At 59.0% G+C, this 18,067-nt stretch carries 16 protein-coding genes and 1 tRNA gene; 10 read left to right on the top strand and 7 right to left on the bottom strand.

Annotated elements, in window-relative coordinates; translation table 11 throughout:
• Positions 1-37 precede the first annotated feature (37 nt).
• The 3 genes from J0X15_RS15195 (at position 38) to J0X15_RS15185 (ending at position 3,658) form a co-directional block, all read left to right on the top strand.
• Entirely contained in the window at positions 38-1,405 is a 1,368-nt protein-coding gene (locus J0X15_RS15195; RefSeq protein ID WP_209015377.1) for a COG4223 family protein, read from the top strand.
• Between the two features lie 102 nt (positions 1,406-1,507).
• Positions 1,508-3,451, top strand: a complete 1,944-nt coding sequence (locus J0X15_RS15190; RefSeq protein WP_206942477.1) for a heme biosynthesis protein HemY — start codon at positions 1,508-1,510, stop codon at positions 3,449-3,451.
• A 131-nt stretch (positions 3,452-3,582) separates the two neighbouring features.
• Positions 3,583-3,658, top strand: a tRNA-Thr gene (locus tag J0X15_RS15185).
• A 23-nt stretch (positions 3,659-3,681) separates the two neighbouring features.
• Here the strand turns inward: J0X15_RS15185 and J0X15_RS15180 are convergent.
• Entirely contained in the window at positions 3,682-4,185 is a 504-nt protein-coding gene (locus J0X15_RS15180; RefSeq protein ID WP_206942476.1) for a GNAT family N-acetyltransferase, read from the bottom strand.
• Positions 4,186-4,381: 196 nt separating this feature from the next.
• Complete coding sequence (locus tag J0X15_RS15175; protein WP_206942475.1) at positions 4,382-4,552, bottom strand: hypothetical protein; 171 nt, start codon at positions 4,550-4,552, stop codon at positions 4,382-4,384.
• Between the two features lie 51 nt (positions 4,553-4,603).
• Here J0X15_RS15175 and J0X15_RS15170 point away from each other — a divergent pair, with 51 nt between their 5' ends.
• The 3 genes from J0X15_RS15170 (at position 4,604) to J0X15_RS15160 (ending at position 7,700) form a co-directional block, all read left to right on the top strand.
• Positions 4,604-5,440, top strand: coding sequence for a hypothetical protein (locus tag J0X15_RS15170; RefSeq protein ID WP_206942474.1), 837 nt, complete (start codon positions 4,604-4,606; stop codon positions 5,438-5,440).
• Positions 5,441-5,613: 173 nt separating this feature from the next.
• Complete coding sequence (ppk2, locus tag J0X15_RS15165; protein ID WP_206942473.1) at positions 5,614-6,528, top strand: polyphosphate kinase 2; 915 nt, start codon at positions 5,614-5,616, stop codon at positions 6,526-6,528.
• A gap of 161 nt (positions 6,529-6,689) precedes the next feature.
• Complete coding sequence (locus tag J0X15_RS15160) at positions 6,690-7,700, top strand: Gfo/Idh/MocA family protein (protein WP_206942472.1); 1,011 nt, start codon at positions 6,690-6,692, stop codon at positions 7,698-7,700.
• Positions 7,701-7,806: 106 nt separating this feature from the next.
• On the opposite strand, the gene infC is transcribed toward J0X15_RS15160, so the two are convergent.
• Positions 7,807-8,346 (bottom strand): translation initiation factor IF-3, encoded by a 540-nt coding sequence (infC, locus tag J0X15_RS15155; protein WP_206942997.1) that lies wholly within the window; start codon positions 8,344-8,346, stop codon positions 7,807-7,809.
• Positions 8,347-8,659: 313 nt separating this feature from the next.
• On the opposite strand from infC, the gene J0X15_RS15150 reads away from it, so the two are divergent.
• Positions 8,660-9,121 (top strand): translation initiation factor IF-3, encoded by a 462-nt coding sequence (locus J0X15_RS15150; protein ID WP_206942471.1) that lies wholly within the window; start codon positions 8,660-8,662, stop codon positions 9,119-9,121.
• A gap of 32 nt (positions 9,122-9,153) precedes the next feature.
• On the opposite strand, the gene J0X15_RS15145 is transcribed toward J0X15_RS15150, so the two are convergent.
• Positions 9,154-9,627: a YkvA family protein gene (locus J0X15_RS15145; protein ID WP_206942470.1), complete on the bottom strand. Its 474-nt coding sequence runs from the start codon at positions 9,625-9,627 to the stop codon at positions 9,154-9,156.
• A gap of 63 nt (positions 9,628-9,690) precedes the next feature.
• Positions 9,691-11,379 (bottom strand): acyl-CoA dehydrogenase family protein, encoded by a 1,689-nt coding sequence (locus tag J0X15_RS15140; protein WP_206942469.1) that lies wholly within the window; start codon positions 11,377-11,379, stop codon positions 9,691-9,693.
• A gap of 195 nt (positions 11,380-11,574) precedes the next feature.
• Between J0X15_RS15140 and J0X15_RS15135 the strand changes: the two genes are divergently transcribed.
• Positions 11,575-12,429 carry a YihY/virulence factor BrkB family protein gene (locus J0X15_RS15135; protein WP_206942993.1) on the top strand — a complete coding sequence of 285 codons (855 nt, stop codon included), beginning with the start codon at positions 11,575-11,577 and terminating at the stop codon, positions 12,427-12,429.
• Here J0X15_RS15135 and J0X15_RS15130 read toward each other — a convergent pair.
• Entirely contained in the window at positions 12,426-13,301 is an 876-nt protein-coding gene (locus J0X15_RS15130) for a DMT family transporter (protein ID WP_231710445.1), read from the bottom strand. The genes J0X15_RS15135 and J0X15_RS15130 overlap by 4 nt on opposite strands.
• A 165-nt stretch (positions 13,302-13,466) precedes the next feature.
• On the opposite strand from J0X15_RS15130, the gene J0X15_RS15125 reads away from it, so the two are divergent.
• Both J0X15_RS15125 and J0X15_RS15120 read left to right on the top strand, forming a co-directional pair.
• The gene (locus J0X15_RS15125) at positions 13,467-15,473 is read left to right on the top strand and encodes a methyl-accepting chemotaxis protein (protein WP_206942467.1); all 2,007 of its coding nucleotides are present in this window, start codon (positions 13,467-13,469) and stop codon (positions 15,471-15,473) included.
• A 150-nt stretch (positions 15,474-15,623) separates the two neighbouring features.
• On the top strand, positions 15,624-16,811 hold the full coding sequence (locus J0X15_RS15120; RefSeq protein WP_206942991.1) for an NAD(P)/FAD-dependent oxidoreductase: 1,188 nt from the start codon (positions 15,624-15,626) through the stop codon (positions 16,809-16,811).
• On the opposite strand, the gene J0X15_RS15115 is transcribed toward J0X15_RS15120, so the two are convergent.
• Positions 16,808-17,782, bottom strand: coding sequence for a hypothetical protein (locus tag J0X15_RS15115; RefSeq protein WP_206942464.1), 975 nt, complete (start codon positions 17,780-17,782; stop codon positions 16,808-16,810). The genes J0X15_RS15120 and J0X15_RS15115 overlap by 4 nt on opposite strands.
• Positions 17,783-18,067 lie beyond the last annotated feature (285 nt).

Genomic DNA, 18,067 nt, shown 5'->3' with positions numbered 1-18,067 from the left:
CGGCTCCACAGGGTCAAGTGCGGTCGGATCCTCTTCAGTGCCTGCGTCGGGGTCGGCTGCAGGAGCTTCCAGCTCAAGCGATGCCGATCGGCGATCGAAATCCTTTACGCCGCCTCCACAGGCCGAGAGCCATGGCGTCGGCGTTGCCGGGCTGGTGTTTGCTGCCGTCTTTGGCGGTGCTGTCGTTCTGTCAGGTGCCTACGGTCTGCATGTGGCCGGGATGCTGCCGATTGCCTCAATGCCTGAAGAAGGCGGCGAAACGCTTGATAACCGGGTGTCTGCACTGGAAGCGCAGGTTCAGGCAGGGTCGACTGCTTCCGCAGAGGGCTCTGATGTTTCAGAGCGTTTGAGTGCGCTGGAAACCAAGGTCGAGACAGCGTCCTCCGCAGAGGGGGCAAGCACAGATCCTGCCGCGCTTGATGCGCTGCGCCAGGACATCGCCGCATTGAGCGCGCGGGTTGAGGCCGGTGCGGCGAATGGTGCCGGGACTGATGCTGCGCAGGTTGATCTCTCCGGCATCACGTCGGAGATCGAAGGGCTCAAGTCCAGTCTTTCTTCCGTTGAAGACGAGATCAAAACCGCAGATGCGCTCAGCGCCAATCTGCAGGAGCTGCAATCCACTGTGTCGGGGTTGAGCGACCAGGTGGACAGTGTCGAGGCGACTGCCAAGGCAGCCCAGTCTGCCGTGTCGACGTCTGATGTGTCCCTGAAGACGCTTGCCGACAGTCAGTCGCGCTCCAGCGAAAGCCTGGCTGCCTTGTCAGGGGATATCCAGACGTTGTCCGGACGGGTCGCGGCCAATCAGACAGCCATCAAGGAACAACTGGACACCATGTCGAAGCGCCTGGCTGCCGTCGAGGCGACCATGGGCGATGCGACAGCCCGTGAGCTGGCCGCCCGTGCCCTGTCGATTGCCGCGTTGAAGTCGGCGATTGATTCTGGCCGGCCGTATCAGGCGGAACTGGCGGCGGTGCGCGCCGGACTGCCCGCCGATATGGATCTTTCGGCTTTGACGGCTCATGCCGATAAAGGCGTGTCTCCGACGCCAACCCTGATTGCCGAGTTCCCGGCAACGGCGCGGGCGATGTTTGCTGCCATCACCAAGCCGGGACGGGACGGCGACGTTTTCGACAGCCTGCTGTCGGGAGCGCGTTCACTGATTGCGGTGCGCGGCCCTGGCGATGTCTCGGGCGAAGGTCCGGAGGCCGAGCTGCGCCGCATGGAGCGGGCCGTGGGGCAAGCTGATCTGGAAACAGCTCTGGCTGCCTACGACAAGCTGCCGGACCCGGCGAAGGACGTCGGTGCCGAATGGGCCGAGCGGGCCCGGGCACGGGTGGCCGTTGACACACTGACGCGGCAGACCTCCGACGAGGTGCTTCGGGCGCTGGGCGCACGGGACAGCTGACACGACGTTTCTTCGAGGTCTCCTCCACATCACGATGGGTGGGGATGGCGTCGAGCGATTTTCATGAGGACCGGCTGAGCCGGTGATTTGGGAGCCTGCGGAATGATCCGTGTCTTGATCTTTTTCGCCTTTCTCTTTCTGGTAACCCTCGGGGTTGCCTGGTTGTCGGATTTGCCGGGGGTGATCTCCATTACCTGGCAGGGATACGTCTGGGAACAGCCACCGGTCGTGGTCGTGCTGATGGCGGGCCTTGGGTTGCTGGCGATCTTGCTGGCGCTGTGGCTGGTGATGTCGATTCTGCGCTCGCCCAAGCTGGCCAGCCGCTTCTTCCGCCGTCGCCGTCGGGAAAAGGGCTATCGGTCGCTGTCGCAGGGTCTGCTGGCTCTCGGGGCCGGCAATCCCAAGCTGGCGCGCAAGTATGGTGTTGATGCTGACAAGCTGTTGCGGCATGAGCCTGCGACGAAGTTGCTGCTGGCTCAGACGGCGCAGTTGGCTGGAAAGCATGAAGAAGCACGTGATCGCTACGAAGCGATGCTTGAGGACGACGAAACAAAGTCGGTGGGCCTGCATGGTCTCTTTATCGAGGCAGAGCGGGAAGGTGAACCTGTCGCCGCACGTCACTATGCCGAAGAGGCATCTCAGGCGACACCAGGGCTCGAATGGGCCGGTAAGGCGGTTCTTGGCTATCAGGCCGTGTCTCACGACTGGGAAAAGGCTCTGGCAACGCTGGAGCGTAACTACACATCGAAGCTTCTCGACAAGAAAACCTATCGCCGTCAACGGGCCGTCATTCTGACGGCCCTGGCGCAGGATCTTGAGCAGGGTGAGCCGGATCGGGCTTATTCGCTGGCGCGTGAGGCGCATGGGCTGGCGCTGGATCTGGTCCCGGCGACGGTTCTGGCCGCGCGCCTTGCCACCCGGAAAGCCGAAATCCGCAAGGCCTCGAAGCTTATCGAGAGCACGTGGCGTGTCTCGCCACATCCGGATCTTGCGGAAGCCTATGCCCATGTGCGCAGCGGCGACAGCGCCGTTGATCGTCTGAAGCGGGTCAAGTCGCTCGCCGGGCAGAAGGCCAATTCTTCGGTTGGCGAACTGGCTGTCGCCCGTGCTGCGATTGAAGCCCGAGAATTCGACGAGGCCCGCGAAGCTCTGAAGAAGGTACTGCGCTCGGAAACCTCGCGCTCTGCCTTCGTGATGATGGCGGAACTGGAAGAAGCCGAACATGGCGATCGTGGCCGCATGCGCGAATGGCTGGCACGCGCCGTCCGGGCTCCGCAGGACAAGGCATGGATTGCCGATGGGATCGTGTCACGCGAATGGCAGCCGGTGTCTCCGGTGACCGGGAAACTGGATGCGTTCGAATGGGCGACACCCGCCGGAATGAGCGATGAAAGCGAGTTGCTTGAAGATGCGGCCTTCGATCAACCCGGACTGCCGGTTCTGACGCCGAATGAGGCTGTGGGAACGGCAGCAGCAGCCGTCGTGGTTTCTGATGATGATGCTCCGGTCGTGGAAGCGACGCCCGTTGTGGACGTGGAAGCGGCACCTGTCTCGACACAGCCGACAGCCGAGGGCGCAAAAGCGCCGGCGATGCCGGCAGGCACTAAGCCGTCTGAGGCCGCTGTGGCGATAGAGCCGACGCCTGTTGCCTCGAAGCCCACCGGTGTGGAAGGCACGACGGATGATGTGCGCGAAATGAAGCGCCCGCATGATCTGCTGGTCGACCCGAAAGCCGCTCCTGCGGCCCAAGCTGCAGCCCAAACTCCGGCCAGTGCTTCGGCCTCTCCTGCCAAGGCAGCGGATGATGCTTCCCATGGCAGCGAACCGGTACCGACTGCTGCGGACAAGAATCCAACCGCGGGGACTGCTGCTGTGGCGGGTGAGACGTCAAAAGAGTCTTCGACATCGACCAGTAGCAAGGGCAAGGATGGCCTGAACCAGAGGATCGAATTCCCGCTGGAACGGATGCCCGACGATCCGGGTCTGGATGATGACCCTGAAGAAGATGGCTTTGCCCGCCCCCCACGCTCGCGGTTTTTCAACTAGGCAGCTTCTCGCTGTCTAGACAGTCATCAACAGACGTCAGATGCCTCTTGCATCTGGCGTCCTGCTCCGGTATTTAGCGGCGCATTCGGTTTCGACCGATGTGCACCCGTCTGATTTTATCCGGATGCAGAGCCGCTTTAGCTCAGTTGGTAGAGCACATCATTCGTAATGATGGGGTCACGTGTTCGAGTCACGTAAGCGGCACCAGTTCTCTAAACTACTTAGTTGAATCAATTTGATTTTTTGAGGCCCGGTCGCACATAGAGATTGACCCGATCATCCTTTTGTTTTGATGCCCATGACTTCCCAACTTGCATAAAACCGTGCCGTTCAAATAATCGGCGAGATGAAAGGTTCTTCGTCTGGATAGTAGCGAAGAGCCCTTCATTCCTAACTGCCGCGAGTGTTCCAAGGATGAGGAGATCGCCCAGCCCCGCGCTCCTATGGTCCTTCTCAACGTGCAAGTAGCCGACCTCACCAAAAAAGTCAGTGTCCGGGAGCTTAACAGCAGATTTTTCTTCAAGTGTCCGCTGATAGGGTTTGTTGTTCTTGATCGCGTTCGTACCGACTAGTATCCCTTCGATGAAAAGAAAGGCTAGAAAATGCGCTTCCTTTACAAAATTCGATAGAGTTTTGTTGTTGACCTGTGAATCGTTCTTAACAAGTTCTTCAAATATTTTTCTCCGGGATTGTTCTACGTCTTTTCCTGGCTTTACTTCTAGTTGAAGAAACATGTGAAAACTCCTAGTTTGTAAAATTCATTTCCGACGAAAATGTTTAGCCCAAGCCGTAATATTAAATTTCGTATCCGTCTCAACTGCTCTAGACACTAAACTCCACCTTATCACTGGAAAAATACAACTCTTAATAGAATTTATTTGGCATATGCTAGTGGCTATCGTTTCGCGCGAATGTGCCCAAACTGATAATTCAACCCGCTTCGTCCTGGGTCTGGTTCTCTGGGAATGCTTCTGCCGATAGATAGCGAACAGTTTTGCCATGACCTTTCGGCACCCAGTACGGAATAAACCGTGACTGCGGCCATTCCTGAGCCTCTGCCCAAACCGCCAACTTGACCGCCATGACGTTTCGGATTCTCATGGGCGAATCACGATTGTTTACGGCGTTTGAGGCAAGGCTTCGGGAGGCGGCATGGGGCGCGCGGCTAAACTGGAACTCCTACGACGATTGCTGGCCCTTGGGCTCGGCATCCTCGGGCTCTGGGGCGGTTTGACGTTTCTCACGCCACTGAGCAGTGGGTTGTGCTTTGCCGCTGCGGTTGCAATCTATTTCGCTATTCCGCGCCCGCGTCCCTCGCCGGGAGCCGTGCGCCCGGATGCGGTGCCCAATATCTGGATCAGCGACTGCATCGGCTTCCTGATCGGCGTGCCGTTGTTTTCCGCAGCCTTTACCGGGGCTGCCACCGGCGGACAGGGCAGCGGGGTGTTCTTCCTGCTGTTGCTGCTGCCGGCCAGCATGTGCGTTCCGGTGTTTCTGGTGGTGGCCCGCCAGGAAACCTCCTGGGTTCGCTTCTTCAACAACGGCTTTGAGATCACCCAAATGGGCCTGACCGCCCGGGTGCGCTTCAGCGAGCTGCTGGAAGTCGATCTGAAGCACCTGAAGGCCACCGGGGGCGGTGCCTGGATGATGGGGCTGAGGGGCGGCGACAGTCGACGCAGGGTCGCCCTGCTCAGTGCGGCGAAGGAAACAAAGACACTGATCTTCAAGGCAGCCAATGGCGATGAGTTCTCCATCTCCTGCGAGGTCATTCCGGACCTCAACCGGGTGCTTGTCGGTCTCGACAAGGAGGGCGTCGCCTTGCCACGCGGATTTGCGGAGCGACAAAAGAAACGGACGCGACGCCTGAAGGAGAAGATCTACGGCAAGACGCTGTCGGTCGATGCGCAAAAGAGTGTGGAGAAGCTGGACGCGGAGCGAATCGCCGAAACCATCCGCCGCTATCGGCAGCGCAAATTGGCATCCGGATGAGCTTTTGGGCGTTGCGGACAGCCAAAGCGGCGCTTCTTTCGCCTCTGCTTGCAGATTCTCCGGTTTTGTCAAAAAACCGTAACACACCCTCGCTTCACACTGGGTAGAACTGCTTTGCGTCCGCCCTGCGCCGGGCGGAGCCTGACCCGTTTCTTGACTACGAGGACCCCTTCATGACCGATGACAGCGCCCGGACCTGGGTGGAGGCCGAATGGCTTGATAGCCTGGACGAAGAGCTGGAAATGGAGATCGACGATCTGTTGATCTCGAAGGAGCTGGCCTTCATCTCTCGGCACGAGCACGCGCAAGGCGCGGAACTGGATCGCAAGGTCTATTTCCATGAGCTGCTGCGGATGCAGGCCGAACTGGTAAAGCTGCAGGATTGGGTGCAAGCCGAAGGCAAGAAGGTGGTCGTCATCTTTGAAGGGCGTGATGCGGCCGGCAAGGGCGGTGTCATCAAGCGCATTACCCAGCGGCTCAATCCACGGGTTGCCCGTGTGGTGGCGCTGCCTGCACCGTCGGAGCGCGAGAAGAGCCAATGGTACTTCCAGCGGTATGTGCCGCATCTGCCGGCCGCCGGCGAAATGGTTCTCTTCGACCGCTCCTGGTATAACCGCTCGGGTGTTGAGCGGGTGATGGGGTTTGCCAGCGAAGATCAGGTTGAGGAGTTCTTCAACGATGTGCCCGAGTTCGAGCGCATGCTGGTGCGCTCCGGCATCACCTTGATCAAATACTGGTTCTCGATCACCGATCAGGAACAGCAGCTGCGCTTCTTGATGCGGATCCACGATCCCCTGAAGCAGTGGAAGCTGAGCCCGATGGACCTGGAATCGCGCAAGCGCTGGGAAGACTATACCAAGGCCAAGGAAGAGACCTTCGAGCGTACCAATATTCCGGAAGCGCCGTGGTTCATCGTGGAAGGCAATGACAAGAAGCGGGCGCGGTTGAACTGCATCAGCCATCTCCTGTCGAAACTGCCATACGCCGAAGTTCCGCATGAAACGATCCATCTTCCGGAACGCGTCTTCAATCCCGATTACGAGCGCAAGGTGCTGCCGGACGAGCTTTACGTGCCAGAACGGTTTTAGCGAACCGGTCGATTTCCCGGTGGCCCTTCCGGCTCAACAGTGGACGGTTTGCCCCTGTGGGCGCCTTGCCAAAGGCGGGGATCATTGTCATGACTGCGGAGAATTTGAGTTACGTTGCTCAAGGCTCTGATCAACCAAAAGCACATGGGGGAGGTTACGTCATGGCGGACCACAGACAATCCATTCGCTGGGGCATACTGTCTACTGCAAAGATCGGCATGGAGAAGGTCATTCCCGGTATTGGCCGCTCCACCACCGGCAAGGCCATGGCCATCGCCTCGCGGTCTGAGGACAACGCGCGGGCGGCGGCCGACGCGCTGGGGATCGAGAAAGCCTATGGCTCCTACGAGGCGCTGCTGGCTGATCCGGACATCGATGCCATTTACAATCCGTTGCCAAACCACCTGCATGTCCCTCTGACGATCCAGGCCGTGGAAGCAGGCAAGCATGTGCTGTGTGAGAAGCCGATTGCGCTGAATGCAGAGGAAGCCCGCCTGCTTTTGAAGCTGCCAAAGGACAAGCTGGTCGCCGAGGGCTTCATGGTCCGCGCACACCCGCAGTGGATCAAGGCTCGGGAGATCGTGCGATCCGGCGAGCTTGGCGAGCTGCGCGCGATCCAGTCGTTCTTTTCCTACTTCAACGCGGATCCGGCCAACATCCGCAACAACCCGGAAATCGGCGGCGGAGCCTTGCTGGACATCGGCTGCTATCCGATGGTGGCGGGACGCTATTTCTTCGAGGCGGAGCCGCAGCGGCTGGTATCGATGATCGATCGGGACCCGACGTTCAAGACCGACACGCTGTCCAGTGCGCTCCTCGACTTTGGTGGCGGGCGCCGCCTGGACTTCACGGTGTCGACCCAGCTGACGCCATATCAGCGGCTGCATCTGTGCGGCACCAAGAAGCGTCTGGAGATTCTGATCCCTTACAACGCACCGCAGGCCGAGGCGACGACGTTGCGGATCGATGACGGCAACGGCTTTGTCGAAGTCAATGCGCGTTCCGAGACCGTCGCGCCTTCCGATCAATATGCGGAGCTGGTGGATGTCTTCGGTCAGGCCATTCGCGGTGAGATCGATCTGCCCTATGGTTCGGCTGATGCGGTGCAGAACATGGCGATCCTCGATGCGATGTTTGAATCCGAGAAAACCAACGGCTGGGTGGGGCTCTAGGCTCCGCTCTTCTCCGTGTCATGCGGAGGCGATCTTGTGCGAAAACCAAAAAACCCCGCCATTGGCGGGGTTTTTTATAACGGTCAGGCGCATGTAAAATACGCGCTTATTTGATTGGCGAAAGAACCATCACCATCTGGCGGCCTTCAAGGCGGGGGTTGGATTCGACCTTTGCGATCTCTTCCGTCTCCAAACGCACCTTGTTCAGCAGCTTCATGCCAAGATCCTGGTGCGCCATTTCACGACCGCGGAAGCGGAGCGTCACCTTGACCTTGTCTCCATCCCCGAAGAACCGCAGCATGTTGCGCATCTTCACCTCATAATCATGGGTGTCGATGTTCGGCCGCATCTTGATCTCTTTGATCTCGACGGTCTTCTGTTTCTTCCGCGTTTCTGCTGCCTTCTTCTGGGACTGGTACTTGTACCGGCCGTAATCCAGAATTTTGCACACAGGGGGTTGGGCGTTGGGCTGAATCTCTACAAGATCCAGTCCGGCTCCCACAGCGATGTCCATAGCTTCTTCGGTGAGCACAATACCCCGGTTGGAGCCTTCGTGATCGATCAACTGGACTTCGCGGACGCGAATTTCTTGGTTAGTGCGCGGGCCTTCCTTTGTGGTAGGCGGGGCGCGGAATGGACGGCGAATGGTCGCGATCTCCTCTGTTGTTTCGGGTCAAGAGGTGCGGGACATGCTGATTTTGCCCGGTGGCCTCTAGCTGTTCGCTCTGTGGGATGCGCCAAATCCCTCACGTGGTTAGCCGCGAGGCGGGCATCGACTTCATCGCAGGAACAGAGCGGAAAAATCCAGCGAAAGCGGCGAAAAGTCAACTGAAATCCGCAGTGAGCAGGATATTGCCGCTTTATTCTGCTGCGGATGGCTCACCAAGGTTGGTGCGCTTCCCTTGTTCATGGCCATCGTCTAAACGTGGTGGCCTCGAAAAAGTTCCCGGATTTTATCAATGGTCGATGGCGGAAAGTTCCTTGTTCAATTGCTGCGCTGTGCAATTGGCTTCATCGCAGGCGTTGTCTGTTGCGGCCTTTTTCTGGCCTGGGGGTTCTTCACCGGAGGGCAGGAGCCGCAGGATGCGGGGGTATTTGCCCTGGTCATCGGATCGGGATTGGTGTCAGCCAGCGTTGTCGGAGCCTCTGTGTTCGTGCCGGCGCTGGTATTGGTCGCACTTGCGGAAGTGGCTGCGATCCGCAGCTTTGTCTACCACCTCGGCGCTGGAGGCCTACTGGCCTTTGCCCTGTGGAGCATTGGTGACGTCGAGGGTGTTCAATCCGGAGCAGATCTGTCGCTTCGGCCTGGAACGGCGATTGCTCTGGCGGCCGGGTTTCTGGGTGGCTTCGTCTACTGGCTGCTGGCAGGCCGTCTGTCGGGCTGCTGGAAGACCGTCAAGGATGATCCGGCAAGCCGCTGAATACCGATGAAACGGTGATCATGCGGCGATACTCATGCAGGGTGGCTGAACGGATCTGGCATGCCTGCCCCGGACATGGAGTTGGTGTCAGCCGCAGCTTCGTTATCATCAAGCCTATCGCTCTCAAGCGCCCTCTTGGCGGCTTCCCGGTGCTCGGGCCGAATATGACTGCGCACCATGGACAGCGCTGCCAGAAGCACGGCCGTATCGTCTCCAAAGCCGATCAGGAGCAAAACGTCGGGTACTGCGTCCAACGGCAGGACAAAATATGCCAGCGCGGCCGTCATGGTCAGTTTGACCTTGGCCGGTGTCCGGGGATCGCGCGTGCAATAGTAGCTGGCCAGAACCTCATCCATGAACGGGATCTGGCGGGCCGCCCTGCGGGCTGTCTTGAGCAACCGGTCACGGACATTGCGAAGCTGCTGGGCGCGAGATCCCAGGCGGGATTCGTCGAACTCCAGATCTTCAAACAGGTCGTCTGTCGGGTTGGTCTTGTCTTTTGTCATAGGGCAAATGTGGGGAGGTTGGCCTGAAAGTTCAAGTTTGCCTCCCCTTTGCCAGTGTGAGCGCTACTGCAAGCCGCGGGTTTCCAGAACACGTCGTGCAATGACCTGGGCCTGGATCTCGCCGGCGCCTTCGAAGATGTTGAGGATCCGGGCATCGCAGAGAACCCGGGAGATCTGGTATTCAAGGGCAAAGCCGTTGCCACCATGGATCTGCAGGGCGTTGTCGGCAGCGGTCCAGGCCACACGGGCGCCGAGCAGTTTTGCCATACCTGCCTCCAGATCACAGCGCTGGCCGGAATCCTTTTCTCGGGCGGAGAAATAGGTCAGCTGCCGGGCGACCATGATTTCCATTGCCATCAGGGCCAGCTTGTCTGCCACTCTTGGAAACTGGATCAGGGGTTTGCCGAACTGGATGCGCTCTTCTGCGTAACGCAGGCCGAGGTCGAGGGCATTCTGGGCAACGCCAAGGGCGCGGGCTGCCGTCTGGATGCGGGCGCCCTCGAAAGTTTGCATAAGCTGCTTGAAGCCTTGACCCTCTTCACCGCCGAGCAGGTTTTCCGCCTTGACCTCGAAACCGTCAAAGCTGATTTCGTATTCCTTCATGCCGCGATAGCCGAGAACCTCGATTTCGCCGCCGTTCATGCCCTCTGCCGGGAAGGGCTCCACGTCGGAACCGCGCGGCTTTTCCGCCAGAAACATGGACAGTCCCCGGTAACCGGGTTCCTCCGGATTGGTGCGGACGAGCAGTGTCATCACATCGGCACGGACTGGATGGGTGATCCAGGTCTTGTTGCCGGTGACTTTCCACGTGTCCCCATCGCGGATGGCGCGGGTTTTCAAGGAAGCCAGATCAGACCCGGTGTTGGGCTCGGTGAAGACGGCGGTAGGCAGGATTTCGCCAGAGGCGATCATCGGCAACCACTTTTCCTTCTGCGCCTGGGTGCCGCCGCAGAGGATCAGTTCGGCAGCGATCTCCGAGCGGGTGCCAAGAGAGCCGACGCCGATGTAAGCACGCGACAGCTCCTCGGAAACAACGCACATGGATTCCTTGCCGAGCCCAAGTCCGCCGAATTCTTCCGGGATGGTCAGGCCGAAAACGCCGAGTTCTGCCATCTGCTCAACCACGTCCATCGGGATATAGTCGTTCTTCAGGTGCCACTCATGGGCATGCGGGGTGACCTTGGCCTCTGCGAATTTGCGCATTTCCTCACGGATTTGCTCATACGTGTCGTCGATGGCGCTGTCGCCGATGGTGGAGCGGCCAGCCTGGTGGCGGATCAGCTCTGCCAGGTTGTGGCGCAATCTGGCAGTCGAGCCGGCGGTGATCAGGCTGTCGATCACTGGTGTGCGGGCGCGGGCGACGTCTTCAGCGGTGAGGCCGAGATCATGCGGCCTGACGAATTCGCCCTGGTTCATCGGAATGCCGCCAAAGATCTGGGCGAGATATTCCGCAAATGCCAGTCGGATCAGCCCGTCTTCCAGGGCACCGCCCTTGCCGTCCACTTTCAGGCGCGTGGCATAGTCCGCCATCTGGCGCAGGGCTTCCACATAGGTCGCGAGCCAGGCGAGCCCGTGGGTGGCGCGCTGATGTTCTTCCATCGCAGCGGAGGACAGGCGCCCCTCATGGGCCACCTGCTGCCGGACACGGCTGGCTGCCAGATCGAGTAATCCGTCCAGGGACTCCAGCGCCGAGGTGGTTGCTGACCCAAGCTCGGGTTGCGTGAAATCTTCAGTTGTTTCTGCCAGGGACACCGTGACGCGCTCCTCAAGGTCTCAGTTTCCGTAAACGGCACTCATGGTGCGTCGCAGCAGTCGTTTTGTCGAGTGGCTTGTTGTTGGTCTTTCGGATGGGCTTCGGGGGAAGGGGACCGCGAGGTCGTGCGTTTGCGCATTTTTGCAGAAAGCTTCTCTCTTGATTTTTCCCGACGGGCCGGGTCTGATCCTGGCATGATAGGCCAGACCAGATTTCGTGCATCTTATCAGGTGCTTCGCGATGCCCTCGGACATTTTACGCGCGACGATGGCTTTGCCATGGCAAGCCACGTGGCCTTGTCCGGATTGCTGGCCTTGTTTCCGTTGCTGATTTTCATCGCAGCTCTGGCCGGTTTCCTCGGGCTGGAAGGCATGGCGGATGAGGTGTCGGATATTCTGTTCGATGCCTGGCCGGATAATGTTGCAGCGCCGGTGGTGCGCGAGATCCATCAGGTTCTGACCGTTCCGCGAACCGACTTGCTGACCTTTGGTGTGGTTGCCGCCATCTGGTTTGCATCCAACGGACTGGAAGCGATGCGCACGGCGCTCAACCGGGCCTATCGCCGGCGCGAAAGCCGCTCGATCATTGTGCTGCGATTGCAGTCGCTTGCCCTGGTGGTGCTGGGGGCGGTCGTGGTGCTGGGCTATACGGTCCTGGTGGTGCTGGCGCCGCTGGTGATCACGGCCATCGCCAACCGGTTCCCGACACTTGAGACAGCGCTGCAGTCCCTTGATGTGGCGCGCTATATGGTGGCTGGCGGATTGCTGCAGATCGGGCTTTTCTTCACTCATCTGCTGCTGCCTGCCGGGCGTCGACGGTTTCTTGAAATCCTGCCGGGTGTCATTGCGACCATGGCGATGTGGCTGGTGGCGGGCAGCGCCTTCGGAGCCTATCTGGCCAACTTTGCCAATTACGTCTCCACCTATGGTGGACTGGGCGGCATCATGTCCGCGCTGGTGTTTCTCTATATCTGCTCAATGGCGTTCATCCTGGGGGGGGAGCTGAACGCCGCGTTGATCCGCCAGAGGGTGATTGCGCGGGCTGTCTAGACCCGGGCTTTTCGCCGGATGAGGACAACGGCCAGGGCGACGAGAATCATGCCGCCAATCTGGGACAGCACAAGCGTTTCGCCAAACAGGAAATAACTCTCGATGCTGGTTGCCACGGGCACCAGATAAAACAGCGATGCGACCTCCGAAACGGCGCCTTTGCGGATCAGGAACATCAGCAGAAGAATTGCACCGATTGACAGAACGAGCACCAGCCAGCCCAGGGCGAAGATGAATTCACCGCTCCACTCAACGGAGCGCGTTTCCAGAAAGGTGAGGGGCAGAGTGACCAGCACCGCGCCGACATATTGCCAGGTGGTTGCCGGAAGAAGATCGGTCTCATGCACAAATCTCTTCTGGTAGACGGTCCCGAAGCTGATGGCTGTGACGGCAAGAGCTACGGCGGCGATGGTGGCCACTTGAACACCAGGTTGCGAGAAGTCGGCGCCAGGCGCCAGAACGAGAAACACCCCAACCAATCCCAACAGCAGTCCGGACACATGCCGCATGCCGATGCTTTCACGCAGCAAAAGAGCTGCGAAAAGAGCGCTGATGACCGGTTGAAGCCCGACGACGACAGCGCTCATCCCGGCTGGCATGCCGTTGTCGATGGCCCAGAAGACACAGCCGAGGTAGACGCCATGGATCAGGGCGCCGATCACGATGCAATGGAAGATCATGGCTTTTGATTTCGGCCACCGGCCTTTCATTGCCAGCGCGATCATGGCGATCAATGGCAGGACAATGAGAAACCGCAGCGTCAGGAACATCATCGGAGGGGCGTAGGGCGCACCAAGCTTGGAGCCGATGAAGCCGGTAGACCAGAGAAGCACAAACAGCAGCGGGGTGGCGGAAAGAAGAGAGCGTGGCAAGATCTTACTTTGATTTTGAGGGCGGTTGTTGTGATTTAAAATTGTTCAACGCGATGAATATTAGTGCATTTTACTGATATCCTGCGTTTTAACTGTCGATATTTTTTTAACTTATTTGAAAGAGTATTAGATCGGATTAGCTCGGTAATGGGGACCGCGGTTGTTATGAAAATTAAAGGTTTTTCGGCTCTTTCCACGATCGAGCGCTTTTCGGTGAAGGTCCGAATTCTCTCGCTTAGTTTGATTACAGCCATCGGGCTGGTCGTTATTGGCGGGGCCTTCTTCTGGAGCCAGAAGCAGGTGGATGCCGCAGTCGAAGGCCAGGGCCATGGTGTGCGGCTCTTGCAGTCCGTTGCCTCGGTCGCGGAAATTGGCGATCAGCTGCATATTCTGGAAAAAGGATATCTCGCGCGGCCTGATCCGCAAGTGGAAAAGCAGTTTGCCGAAACTCTGGCTGCCTCAACGGGCGCGTTGGACAGCATTCGCCAGCAGCCGTTGGCGGGGGGGCTGAAAGCCGAGATCGAGGACGTTCAGGATACGCTGGAAGGTGTCGAGGGTGCCTTTGCCACGCTTAATGAAATTCAGGCAAAAATTGGGTTTGATTCCGAAACCGGCCTGCGTGCAGAGCTGGCGGAGACGGCTGGTGGAGCGTCGCAGATCATTCTCAAGGAGATGAACTTCGGCGGCGGGCCGGACTTTGAAAAGCTGGCACGTGCAGTTGCTTTTTTGCAGCTGGCAGAGAAGGAATTTATCCTCGAGGGCAACGATCTTGCACTGGGAAATTTCGAAGTTGCCTTTGCCGGTTATGACAAGCTGATCAAAAAGGCCTATCTGCCGAATCAGATCAAGGCGGATATCGAGAAGCAGATGGCGAGCTATCGCACCGCTTTCGATGCCTACACGGTGCAGTTGGTCGAGAAAGCCAAATCCGTCGAATTGCTGGAGGATCTGTTCGATCTGGTGCCGCCGCATCTACATGCCCTGAACGAGGCGGCGCGCACCCGGGTGGCGGCGACCGAACAGGAGCTGCAGATGGTCAAGACCTTCTCCTTCACGGTGATGGGCACAGTCATCCTGTCGATGCTGATCGGGCTTCCGCTCTTGGCGACGGTAATCGGGCGTTCGATTTCCGCGCCTCTGTCCAATCTAAACGCCGCCATGCAGAAGCTGGCAAATGGCGAGACCGATGTGGCATTGCCAATGGTGCGCGGCCGGAATGAAATTGCCAGCATGGTGCAGTCGGTTTCGGTCTTCCGGGACAATGCGATCGAACGCCGAAAGCTGGAAAGCGCTTCGGAAGTTGATAACCGGGAGCGTGATGCCCGGGTCAGCCGCCTGGAAGGTTTGATTTCCAGTTTTGAGGGGACCGTGAATGAGGCTCTCGCCAGCCTGGACAGAGCTACGGGTGAACTGACCCAGACGTCGGTGGCCGTGGAAGCTGCTGCGGACGATGTGACCGAGCAGGCCGAGCACGCCAGCAATGCGGTCCGGGTGGCCTCGGAAAATGTAAATTCCGCAGCCTCCGCCACGGAAGAGCTGGTGGCGTCGATCAACGAAATCGCCGGCCAGGCGAACAAGTCGACAGATGTGGCACAGCAAGCCGTGGCCAGTGCGGGAGAAACAACACGGACGATGGATGAGCTGTCGCAAGCAGCAGATCGCATCGGCGAAGTGATGAAGCTCATCCGCGATATTGCCGACCAGACAAACCTTCTTGCACTGAACGCCACCATCGAGGCGGCCCGTGCCGGCGAAGCAGGCAAAGGCTTCGCAATCGTTGCGGCAGAAGTGAAGCAGCTTGCTGATCAGACTTCCAAGGCGACGGGTGACATCGCCAATCAGGTACTGGCCATTCAGGGTTCTTCGGGCCAGGCCATGGCGGCGATTGAGCAGGTGAATGCGATCATCAAGGAAATGGAGGGGCTTGCCTTCAGCGTTGCCTCCGCAGTGGAGCAACAGGATGTCGCGGTGCAATCCATTGCCCGCAATGTCAATGATGCGTCCAATCGGTCGAGCGAGGGCGCTGAGCGAATGACGGCGGTTGGTGAGGCCACCCAGCATGCCCGCCAGACCGGCGGAGAAGTCGAGCTTCTGGCTGGTTCCCTGAGAGAACAGGCAGCGCTTATCCGCTCGGAAATCGCAAGTTTCCTGGAAGGTGTGCGCGCAGCCTGATTGCTGTCGTTTCGAACACCTGATTTACAACTGAAAAGCGTTTCAGGACGCCGCGCTATATCAGCGCGGCGTCTTTGTCTTGTCTGGCCTCAAGCGGTCAGACCATGCTAGGCAAGGCGCGAAATGATTTGCATGAAGATGGGTGTTGCGATGCAGAAGGCAGTGGTGATCGTCGGGGCCGGTCAGGCAGGGGCACAAGTTGCTCAATCCCTCCGCCAAGGTGGGTTCGAAGGTCCGATCCGCATGATCGGGGACGAGGCTTATCCGCCCTATCAGCGACCGCCGCTGTCGAAAAAGTATCTTCTGGGCGAGATGGCTGAAGATGGCCTGTTCCTGCGCCCCTCCGCCTTTTATGAAGCACAGTCTATCGACCTGATCCCCGGTGTTCGGGTCAGCGGCATCAACCGCAGTGCCAAGCGCCTGACCCTGCAGAATGGCGATACTCTGGACTATGGGAAGCTTGTGCTGGCGACAGGTACGCGTGCCCGTCCTCTGCCCCTGCCTGGGGCGGATCTGGAGGGTGTGCTCAGCCTGCGGTCGATCGGCGATGTGCAGTCGATCCGGCAAAAACTGGCCGATGCCAAGCGGCTGGTCATCGTCGGTGCTGGCTACATTGGACTGGAAGTGGCTGCTGTCGCCCAGACCCTTGGCGTTGAGGTGACTGTTCTGGAAGCCGCCGATCGGCCGCTGAAGCGTGTCGTTTCGCCGATCATCTCCGCCTTTTATACCCAGCTGCATACGCTGAAGGGCGTGACCCTGCGCCTGGAAACGGGCGTGCAGGCGATTGAAGGTGACGCGGGCAAGGTCTCAGGCGTGCGGGTGAGCGATGCTGAGGTTGTTGCCGCCGATCTGGTTCTGGTGGCGATTGGCGCGCTGCCGAACGATGATCTGGCCGAGGCTGCCGGGCTTGATGTCGACAATGGCATTCTTGTCGATGGCGCCGGGCAGACGTCGGATGAAGACATTTACGCCTGTGGCGATTGCACCCGGTTCTTTTCTACCCGCTATGAGCGCTCGGTCCGGATGGAGAGTGTTCAAAACGCGATTGATCAGGCCAAGATTGTGGCGCAGTCGCTCATCGGAGTGGAGGTCGACTATGACCCGCTGCCGTGGTTCTGGTCGGATCAGTATCACACAAAGCTGCAGATTGCCGGGCTCTCTGAAGGCTATGATGACACCAAGCTCGTCGGAGATCCCGGAGACGACAAGTTCTATGTTGCCTATCTGTTCAAGAACAAACTGATTGCAGTGGACAGCGTCAACACGCCACGTTCCCATATGATGGCCCGGCGGGTCATCGGAGAGCAATGGCGGGACGGTCTCCTGCCGGCTGTCTAAGCGTCAGCTTTTTGCATGCCGAATGCTGCGTTCAGATGCGCCTGCAAGTCGGGGTGCCGGTCGGTGTGATGTACCACTGCAAAGGGATGTCCTGAGCGGGTCATGACCACCCCGTCGTGCACTTCGGGCAAGGTCTCAGGGTCTGCATAAAATCCCTCGCTCTCACTTGGCAGCAAGGTGGTGCAGGCGTGCAGGGTCCACGGAGTTGTCCAATCGGTGATCAGGGTTCTGCGCCGCCAGGCGTCGAAGCTGAGCAGCTGGTTCATGGCGACCTGATCGCCGATGCGCTTGCTTTGGTCGACGTAGTAGTTGGCCAGCATCAATTCGAGCATCGGCTGGAAGCGTCCCGCGAAATATCCGCAGCAAATGACAGGCTGGTTCTCCACCCGGGCGAGGGCGTGCTTGCCGAAGGCCTTGATCATCATCCGGCGGTTCCAGGCGTCGCGATGGTCGATGCCCTCAACTGCCACGGCAATGTCCTTGTCTGCCGGCAAGGCGGTTTCCAGCCAGTCGAACGGGTTGGCCTGGAAGGCGACGTCACGGGCGTCTGAAAAGGCGAGGAATCGATAACTTTCACCGGTCTGGGCGCAGTGCCGTGCCAGCAGCTGGCTGGCATGGAAAAAACGCCGGTCATGGATCTTGTCCTTGAACCGCAGGATACGGCGGAGCCAGGTCCAGCGGCTGTCGACGCGCAACTTTCCGTCGTCCATGTGGTCTTCCAGCTCCTCGGCGAGCTGGGAGTAGCTGTATTTTCCCTTCGCCGCGTCATGCTCGAAGGTGAAGACGGTTGCGCCTTGTGCCTCGAGATAGTGCACCAGATCTTCGCTGACCTCATAGGCGATGGCAAAGACCCGGCCTGTGAAGGAGGTGGCCTTCAGCGAATTGAACCAGACAGCCAGATCTTTCGGCTGGTAGTGGGACACAGCGATGACAATGGCATCCTGTGGCTGGTCGGCAGTCTGGTTCTGCATATGGGCTCCCGAATGAGGTTGCAGCGGTCAGTGAGCATGGGTCGGTGCCTATCTTATGGGGCGCGGGTGCAGTGGCAAATGAAAAGAAGCGCCAGCGAAGGATCCGCTGGCGCTTCTCAGACTGCTGACAAACCCGTCGATTTCCGGCGGGTTTGTTTTTTAAGCTTTTGCTTTGTGGCGATTGTCCGCGTTTATGGGTTTGTTTTTTGCGGGCTTGCCTGTGTCACGCGGGGGCTTGTTCGTGGGCTTTGGTGAGGGCCATAGCGATCTTCTTGATGTTTTGGG

Origin of the sequence: Roseibium limicola (assembly GCF_017313085.1) — a bacterium.
Classification (GTDB): Bacteria; Pseudomonadota; Alphaproteobacteria; order Rhizobiales; family Stappiaceae; genus Roseibium; species Roseibium limicola.
Note: the sequence above shows the minus strand (reverse complement) of the source record. Positions and strands in the feature narration are given on the sequence as shown.